Below are 7,900 nucleotides of genomic sequence, written 5' to 3'. Positions count from 1 at the left end.
GGGTGCCGCGTTCGGCGATCCGGGCCAGCTCCTGGAAGTGGCGTACGTCGGTGACCCGACGCGGGTCGGTGCGGGGGTGCCGCCAGGCGGCCTCGACCGGCCGGAGGAACGGTGGCCGGCAGCCCGGACCTGGTTGGACGAACGCGGTTACGACTCGACCCTGGACTACCTGCGGGCCTGCGCGGTGGCGGTGTTGGAGGAGACCGGTCTGCTGCCGCACCTCAACCCCGGGGTGCTGTCCTGGTCGGAGCTGCAACGGCTAAAGCCGGTCGCGCCGAGCATGGGCATGATGCTGGAGACGACCGCGACGCGGCTGTGGTCCGAGCCGGGTGGCCCGCACTTCGGCTCACCGGACAAGGAGCCGGCGGTCCGGTTGCGGGTGCTCGAGGACGCGGGCCGGGTCGGGGTGCCGTTCACCACGGGCATCCTGATCGGCATCGGGGAGACCCCGGGGGAGCGGGTGGACGCGCTCTTCGCGATCCGTCGCGCCCACCGGGAGTACGGCCACCTCCAGGAGGTGATCGTGCAGAACTTCCGCGCCAAGCCGGACACGGCGATGCGCGGCATGCCGGACGCGGAGCTGCACGATCTGGCCGCCACGGTGGCGGTGGCCCGGCTGCTGCTCGGCCCGAAGGCCCGCATCCAGGCCCCGCCGAACCTCATCGCCGGCGAGTACGACCTGCTGCTGCGCGCCGGCATCGACGACTGGGGTGGCGTCTCCCCGCTCACCCCCGACCACGTCAACCCGGAGCGTCCCTGGCCGCAGATCGACGAGTTGGCCCGACACACCGAGCTGGCCGGTTTCACGCTGCGCGAGCGGTTGACGATCTATCCGGAGTACGTGCGCGCGGGTGACCCGTGGCTCGATCCTCGGCTGCTGCCGCACGTCGGCGCCCTGGCCGATCCGTCGACGGGCATGGCGGTCGAGTCGGCGATGCCGCAGGGACGACCGTGGCAGGAGCCGGAGGAGGTGTTCGGCGGGCGGGTCGACCTGCACGCCACCATCGACACCACCGGCCGCACCGACGACCGGCGCGGCGACTTCGACAGCGTCTACGGCGACTGGTCTGAGGTCGCTGGCAAGGTCACCCCGGAGGCGACCGCCCGCCGGGCGGGCGTACCCCCGGTGTCGGCCGGGGTCGGCGCGGACCGTGACCTGGCGGCCGGCCTGCGGCTCGCCGCCGACGACCCGGCGGCGCTGCTCGACCCCGCGCACACCGATGCCGCGCTGGCGCTGTTCGGCGCGGACGGGCCGGCGCTCGACGAGTTGTGCCGCCTCGCCGACGACGTGCGCCGTGCGGTGGTCGGCGACGACGTCACCTACGTGGTCAACCGCAACATCAACTTCAGCAACGTCTGCTACGTGGGCTGCCGCTTCTGTGCGTTCGCGCAGCGTGAGCGGGACGCCGACGCGTACCGGCTCTCCGTCGGGCAGGTCGCGGACCGGGCGGAGCAGGCGTGGGCCGCCGGTGCCAGCGAGGTGTGCCTCCAGGGCGGTATCGACCCGAAGATGCCGGTCACCGGGTACGCCGACATCGTGCGCGCGATCAAGGCCCGGGTGCCCGAGATGCATGTGCACGCGTTCTCGCCCATGGAGATCGTCACCGCCGCCGCGAAGGCCGGGGTGCCGGTCCGTGAGTGGTTGCTCCAGCTGCGCGAGGCCGGGTTGGACACCATTCCGGGCACCGCCGCCGAGATCCTCGACGACGACGTGCGCTGGGTGCTGACCAAGGGCAAACTCCCGGCCGCCGCCTGGGTCGAGGTGGTGAGCACCGCCCACGAGCTGGGCATCCGGTCCAGCTCCACAATGATGTACGGCCACGTCGACCACCCCGGACAGTGGCTGGCGCACTTCCGGGTGCTGGCCGGGGTGCAGGACCGCACCGGCGGGTTCACCGAGTTCGTGGCGCTGCCGTTCGTGCACACGAATGCTCCGATCTATCTGGCGGGTATCGCCCGCCCGGGGCCGACGTGGCGGGAGAACCGGGTGGTGCACGCCATGTCCCGGCTGCTGTTGCACGGCCGGATCGACAACATCCAGTGCTCCTGGGTGAAGCTCGGCGACGAGGGCACCGTCGCGATGCTCCAGGGCGGCTGCAACGACCTGGGCGGCACGCTGATGGAGGAGACCATTTCCCGGATGGCCGGCTCCGACAACGGTTCGGCCCGCACCGAGGAGCAGTTGCGGGCCATCGCGAAGGCCGCCGGTCGTCCGGCGCGCAAGCGGTCGACTGCGTACGGTCACGCCCGGCCCTGACGTCGAACCTTTCCCCGCCACCGGCCGTACCACGCGATGCCGGTGGCGGTCGCGGCGAGGACCGCCGCCGGTGTCCCCTCAGGGGCCCGGCGGCGTCGCGAGACGGCACCGGACCCGTCCGTCTCCGCGGGCGCGTTCGCGCCACCGCCGGAAAGGTTGCCCATGACCAGTGATCAGCGGAAGCGGCAGTGGCCGCGACTGACCCGCCGGCAGACGTTGACCGCCGCGGCGAGCGCCACCCTCGGCGCCGCCGCGCTCACCGTGCCGGGCCTGTCGGCCGCGCAGAACGCCCCCGGAGCTGCCGGACGAGCCGACGAACCGATCGTCGTGCACCTGCGTGACGCCGACTCCGGAACGATGGACGTCTTCGTCGGTGAGAGGCGCATCGAGGTACGCGACCGCAGCCTGGCGGACCGGCTGCGGCGCGCCGCCCGGCGCTGACCCGACCTTCCGCCCCGCCATCCTGTCCCCGCCCAGTGAGGTTGGTCCGTCATGTCTTCCCACCGCGAGGCCCCGGAGATAGCCAAGGATCCGGTCGCCGACAGCTCCGACCTGTACGCGTTCGTCAGCCCCGACAAACGCGACACGGTCACGTTGATCGCCAACTACGTGCCGTTGCAGCTCCCCTCCGGGGGCCCGAACTTCTTCGAGTTTGGCGACGACGTGCGCTACGAGATCCATATCGACAACGACGGTGACGGTCGCCCGGATGTCACCTACCGGTTCGAATTCACCACCGAGATCACCAACCCGAACAGTTTTCTCTACAACACCGGTCCGATCGACTCGCTGGACAGCAAGAACTGGAACCGGCGGCAGTTCTACAGCCTGACCCGGGTGGCCGACGGCCGCGAGCACCGGCTGGCGCACAAGCTGCAGTGCCCGCCGTGCAACGTCGGTCCGCTGTCCACGCCGAAGTACGCCGACCTGGTGCGGCAGGCCACCTACTCGCTCTCCACCGGGGAGCGGGTCTTCGCCGGGCAGCGCGCCGACGGGTTCTTCGTCGACCTCGGGGCGATCTTCGACCTCGGCACGCTGCGGCCGTTCCAGCAACTGCACGTCGCGGGGAAGAAGATCTTCAAGGCCGAGGGGGAGCCGGTCAACGCCACCGACCGGATGAACGTGCACAGCATCGCCGTGCAGGTGCCGTTGGAGCGTGTTCGTCGGCGCGCCAACCGCTACGGTGCCGAGGATCGGGCGTCGGTGATCGGGGTGTGGACGTCGGCGTCGCGCCGGCAGGTGCGGGTGCTCGGCGACCGGGGCGCGGCGGACACCAGCACCGGCCCGTTCACCCAGGTCTCGCGGTTGGGCAATCCACTGTTCAACGAGGTCATCGTGCCGATGTCCAAGAAGGACCTGTGGAATTCGCTGCCGCCGTCGGAGGACAAGCGGTTCGCCCAGTTCGTCGAGCAGCCCGAGCTGGCCGCGTTGCTGCCGGCGCTCTACCCGGACGTCTTCCCCAACCTGGACAAGCTCACCAAGGCGAAGAAGGCCCGGGCCGACCTGGTGGCGATCCTGCTCACCGGCGTGCCGGCCGGGTTGATCGACGGCTTCACCAACACCACCGGCGACGTGCAGGCCGACATGCTGCGACTGAACACCGCGATCACGCCGACCAGGCGCCCGGACCGGTTCGGGGTGCTCGGCGGCGACCTGGCCGGGTTCCCGAACGGGCGGCGGGTCGGCGACGACGTGGTCAGCATCGCCCTGCGGGCCATCGCCGGGGTCACCGTCCCGTTGGTGGACAAGACGTTCCGCCCGGACGCGGCGGCCGCCGCGGTCACCCCGGGGCTGAGCGCCGCCGACGTGACCGCGCCGTTCCTCGGAAACTTCCCCTACCTGGGTACGCCGTACGACGGGTTCAACAACCCGTCGGCGGCGTCCTGACCGGGGCGGGGGAGCGCGGATGCACGAGCACGCGTACGGGCCGACGGAGACGGGGACCGTCGTCCTCGATCTGGGTGGCGACACCGGTGCCCTGATCGTCTACACCGGTCGGGATCTGCACGGCCGGGAGATCGAGATCAGCCGCGACGACGACCGGCGGGTCCACTCGGCGGTGCGTGAGCGCCTGGTGCGCGACGGCTCGTTCCACAGCGCGGTCTATCCCGATCTGCCGAGCGGGATCTATACCGTCTGGTGGGATGATCACACGTCTGCCGGCACCATCACCGTCCATGGTGGAGCGGTGGCCGAGTTTGTCTGGCCGAGCAGCGGTTTTGGGGCCGTCGACTGACCTCGACGCACCTGTCTCACCACCGCGCCCCGTCCACATTGTGGACGGGGCGCGAGTGCTGTCCGCAGTCCGACGGGCGGTCTGCGCCGCACCGCGTTAACCTGTCCCCCATTCAAGATCAGCTTAGGGGTGACGGTCTCTGGTGCCGGCCGCTCAGCGACTCGTCGGAGAAGCGCCACGGCAGAAAAGTCGGGCAACTCGCCGGAGAGGGCGTTACTCGGCCGGGGTCTGAATCGATAGGGCAGGTTGCGAGGCTGGACGGCCCGAGTGGCCGACCGGGGGTGTCGGGAGGGCGACTCCATTATCAAGTTTGGCTTGACGGCGCACGCATTACACGCGTGTAATTTGAATGGGGTTGTTCGCGCGGAACGCAACAAAACGGGACGGGATGGACAAGCACGCCTTTCGCGTGGGGGGTTGCAGCGGCGATGACGCCGGTGCGCGACAAGGAGGCATTTGATGGACGGCCAGCTTGAGGTGGCCGACCTGCTCGGAAACGCGCCGGAGTGGCAGGAGCGGGCATTGTGCTCGCAGACCGACCCCGAGGCGTTCTTTCCCGAGAAGGGCGGCTCGACCCGCGAGGCGAAGCGGATCTGCTCGCGTTGCGAGGTCAAGACCGAGTGCCTCGAATACGCACTGGGTCACGACGAGCGGTTTGGCATCTGGGGTGGGCTCTCCGAGCGGGAGCGGCGCAAGTTGAAGCGGCGGGCCGCCTGAGCGGTGCGCGGGGCTGCCTGCGTGTTGTGAGGGGCCTACGTGGTGCGAGGGGCCGCCTGCGTGGTTCGGGAGTCGAGGCGAAGGTTGCCTCAACGGTGTGAGGGTCGGGGCGGGGCCGCCGGGGGGCGGCCTGAGGTCGGGGCGGCGGGGGCCGCCCGACCGTCCGCTTCCCCGCGCGGTCGGCCGTTCGGGCTCGGCTCAGGCGAGCTCGTCCGGGTCCACCCCGAGAAGGTTCGCCACCTGTTCAATGATCACGTCATGGACGAGATCTGCGAGGTCCTCACGATCCATCGCCCGGAACTCCAGGGGCCGCCGGTACAGCACGATGCGCGGCGGCACCTCCTGCCGGCCCGGGCGGCCGGGCAGCAGCCGGGCCAACGGGACCTCGCCGTCCTCCAGCACGTCCGAGTCGTAGACGTTCAAGTCCGGCGGGACGTCCTCGACAGCGAACTCGACCCCGGCCAGCTCCTTGGCGAACCGACGCTCCAGCGTCTCGACGGTGTCCAGGACCAGGTCGTCGAAGACCTCGGCCTTGGTCCGCGCCAGCGGCACAGTGGCCGGAACCAGCCTCCCGCGCAGGCCGCGCCCGTGCCGGTCACGATGCCCACGCCGGCCAGACGCGGGGCGGCGGTGTTCCGGGCTCGTCATGAGGCAAAGGGTAGCGCCCGTGTCGGGCTGGTCAGCGGCAGCGCCGCTCCCGTGGCGCGGCGCGCCCAGAACGTTCGACTGTGATCACCATGACGGGCGTGTCGCAACGCGAAGCGATGCGCCGGACCCGGTAATGGAGATACCCTGCCGCACGTGAGGTCACCACGGCGCTGCTCCCGTAACGGCTGCCCCCGGCAAGCGGTCGCCACATTGACCTATGTCTACAACGAGTCGACAGCGGTGGTGGGGCCGCTGGCGGCGTTCGCCGAGCCGCACACGTACGACCTGTGCGAGCCGCACGCCCGCAGCCTGACCGCGCCGCGGGGCTGGGACGTCGTCCGGCACGAGGGCGAGTTCGAACCGCCGCCGCCCACCACGGACGACCTGGTCGCGCTGGCCGAAGCGGTCCGCGAAGCCGCCCGCCCGGCCCCCCGCCCCCCGGAGCCGGACCAGAACCGTCCCGAGAACCCCCACCAGACCGGCCGCCGAGGCCACCTCCGCGTAATCCCCCCCAACCACTAAAACCCGGCGCCCCACCGACCCGCCCCGCGTCCCACCGCCCGGCCCGGCCGGGCCCGGCCGTGCCTCCCTTCCGGCGCTGATCATGAAGTTATTGCCCCGCGCCTCGGCGTGTCGTGGCAATAACTTCATGATCAACGGGGTGGGGTGGGGTTGGGTTGGGTGGGGTTAGAGCTTGGTCCAGGCTTGGGTTAGGACTGTGCGGAGGATCTGCTCGATCTCGTCGAAGTGCTGCTGCTCCGCGATCAGGGGCGGGGCCAGCTGAATGACGGGGTCGCCCCGGTCGTCGGCCCGGCAGTAGAGGCCCGCCTGGAACAGGGCGGTGGAGAGGAAGCCGCGCAGCAGGCGCTCCGACTCGGCCTCGGTGAAGGTCTCCCGGGTGGTCTTGTCCTTGACCAGCTCGATGCCGTAGAAGTACCCGTCACCGCGCACGTCGCCGACGATCGGCAGGTCGTGCAGCTTCTCCAGGGTGGCGCGGAAGGCGTCCTCGTTGGCGCGTACGTGCCCGACCAGGTCCTCCCGGGCGAAGACCTCCAGGTTGGCCAGCGCCACAGCGCAGGAGACCGGGTGCCCGCCGAAGGTCACCCCGTGGGCGAACATGCCGGTCTCGGTGAGGAACGGTTCCATCAGCCGGTCGCTGGCGATCATCGCGCCGAGCGGGGCGTAGCCGGAGGTGATGCCCTTCGCGGTGGTGATGATGTCCGGCTGGTAGCCGTAGCGCACCGCGCCGAAGTACTCACCCAACCGCCCCCACGAGCAGATCACCTCGTCCGAGACGAGCAGCACGTCGTACGCGTCGCAGATCTCCCGTACCCGCTCGAAGTAACCGGGCGGCGGTGGGAAGCACCCGCCGGAGTTCTGCACCGGCTCAAGGAAGACAGCGGCGACCGTGTCCGGGCCTTCCCGCTCGATGGCCCGTCCGATCTCGTCGGCGGCCCAGCGGCCGAACGCCTCGGGGTCGTCGCCGTGCTCGGGCGCCCGGTAGAAGTTCGTGTTCGGCACCTTGATCGCACCCGGCACCAGTGGCTCGAAGTCGCTCTTGATGCCGGGCAGGCCGGTGATCGACAGGGCGCCCATCGAGGTGCCGTGATAGGCGATGTAGCGGCTGATCGCCTTGTACTTGTTGGGCTTCCCGGTGCGCTTGAAGTACGCGCGGGCCAGCTTCCACGCCGCCTCGACCGCCTCGGAGCCGCCGGTGGTGAAGAAGATCCGGTTGAGGTCGCCGGGGGTGAGCGCGGCGATCTTTTCGGCCAGCTCGACGGCCTTCGGGTGCGCGTACGACCAGAGCGGGAAGTAGGCAAGCTCGCCGGCCTGCTTGGCGGCGGCTTCGGCCAGCTCGGTACGGCCGTGGCCGGCGTTGACCACGAAGAGCCCGGCGAGCCCGTCCAGGTAGCGGCGACCCTGCGCGTCCCAGACGTACGCTCCCTCGCCGCGCACGATGGTCGGCACCTCACCAGCGGAGTAGCTCGCCATCCGGGTGAAGTGCATCCAGAGGTGGTCGGTGGCGTTGGCCATGTCAGCCC

8 protein-coding genes are annotated in these 7,900 nt (G+C 70.5%); 6 read left to right on the top strand and 2 right to left on the bottom strand.

Going from position 1 to position 7,900, the window contains the following annotated elements:
* From ABZ749_RS23990 to ABZ749_RS23970, 5 genes are all read left to right on the top strand, one after another.
* Positions 1 to 2,257: bifunctional FO biosynthesis protein CofGH (locus ABZ749_RS23990; protein WP_357231383.1), on the top strand; the 2,257-nt coding region annotated here is incomplete at its 5' end.
* Positions 2,258 to 2,419: 162 nt separating this feature from the next.
* A complete protein-coding gene (locus ABZ749_RS23985) occupies positions 2,420 to 2,698 on the top strand; it encodes a hypothetical protein (RefSeq protein WP_357231380.1) in 279 nt (92 codons plus the stop codon).
* A 51-nt stretch (positions 2,699 to 2,749) separates the two neighbouring features.
* A complete protein-coding gene (locus ABZ749_RS23980; protein WP_357231377.1) occupies positions 2,750 to 4,144 on the top strand; it encodes a DUF4331 domain-containing protein in 1,395 nt (464 codons plus the stop codon).
* Positions 4,145 to 4,163: 19 nt separating this feature from the next.
* On the top strand, positions 4,164 to 4,493 hold the full coding sequence (locus ABZ749_RS23975; protein WP_357231374.1) for a phospholipase: 330 nt from the start codon (positions 4,164 to 4,166) through the stop codon (positions 4,491 to 4,493).
* 459 nt (positions 4,494 to 4,952) lie between these two features.
* Positions 4,953 to 5,210, top strand: a complete 258-nt coding sequence (locus ABZ749_RS23970) for a WhiB family transcriptional regulator (protein ID WP_007455784.1) — start codon at positions 4,953 to 4,955, stop codon at positions 5,208 to 5,210.
* Between the two features lie 198 nt (positions 5,211 to 5,408).
* Here ABZ749_RS23970 and ABZ749_RS23965 read toward each other — a convergent pair whose 3' ends face one another.
* Positions 5,409 to 5,858: a metallopeptidase family protein gene (locus ABZ749_RS23965; protein ID WP_355005594.1), complete on the bottom strand. Its 450-nt coding sequence runs from the start codon at positions 5,856 to 5,858 to the stop codon at positions 5,409 to 5,411.
* 153 nt (positions 5,859 to 6,011) lie between these two features.
* Between ABZ749_RS23965 and ABZ749_RS23960 the strand changes: the two genes are divergently transcribed.
* Positions 6,012 to 6,380, top strand: coding sequence for a DUF3499 domain-containing protein (locus ABZ749_RS23960; RefSeq protein WP_091394110.1), 369 nt, complete (start codon positions 6,012 to 6,014; stop codon positions 6,378 to 6,380).
* A gap of 165 nt (positions 6,381 to 6,545) precedes the next feature.
* On the opposite strand, the gene ABZ749_RS23955 is transcribed toward ABZ749_RS23960, so the two are convergent.
* A complete protein-coding gene (locus ABZ749_RS23955) occupies positions 6,546 to 7,892 on the bottom strand; it encodes an aspartate aminotransferase family protein (protein WP_357231386.1) in 1,347 nt (448 codons plus the stop codon).
* Between the last annotated feature and the right edge of the window lie 8 nt (positions 7,893 to 7,900).

The sequence above is a fragment of the Micromonospora sp. NPDC047753 genome (genome assembly GCF_040642735.1).
Classification (GTDB): domain Bacteria; phylum Actinomycetota; class Actinomycetes; order Mycobacteriales; family Micromonosporaceae; genus Micromonospora.
The sequence above is the reverse complement of the archived record's forward strand: the minus strand, read 5'-3'. Positions and strand labels throughout refer to the sequence as shown.

Bases quoted from the DNA above. Each gene is read 5' to 3' on its own strand.
- ABZ749_RS23975 (WP_357231374.1), top strand. From the start codon at position 4,164: ATGCACGAGCACGCGTACGGGCCGACGGAGACGGGGACCGTCGTCCTC.
- ABZ749_RS23955 (WP_357231386.1), bottom strand. From the start codon at position 7,892: ATGGCCAACGCCACCGACCACCTCTGGATGCACTTCACCCGGATGGCG.
- ABZ749_RS23970 (WP_007455784.1), top strand. From the start codon at position 4,953: ATGGACGGCCAGCTTGAGGTGGCCGACCTGCTCGGAAACGCGCCGGAG.
- ABZ749_RS23985 (WP_357231380.1), top strand. From the start codon at position 2,420: ATGACCAGTGATCAGCGGAAGCGGCAGTGGCCGCGACTGACCCGCCGG.
- ABZ749_RS23980 (WP_357231377.1), top strand. From the start codon at position 2,750: ATGTCTTCCCACCGCGAGGCCCCGGAGATAGCCAAGGATCCGGTCGCC.
- ABZ749_RS23965 (WP_355005594.1), bottom strand. From the start codon at position 5,858: ATGACGAGCCCGGAACACCGCCGCCCCGCGTCTGGCCGGCGTGGGCAT.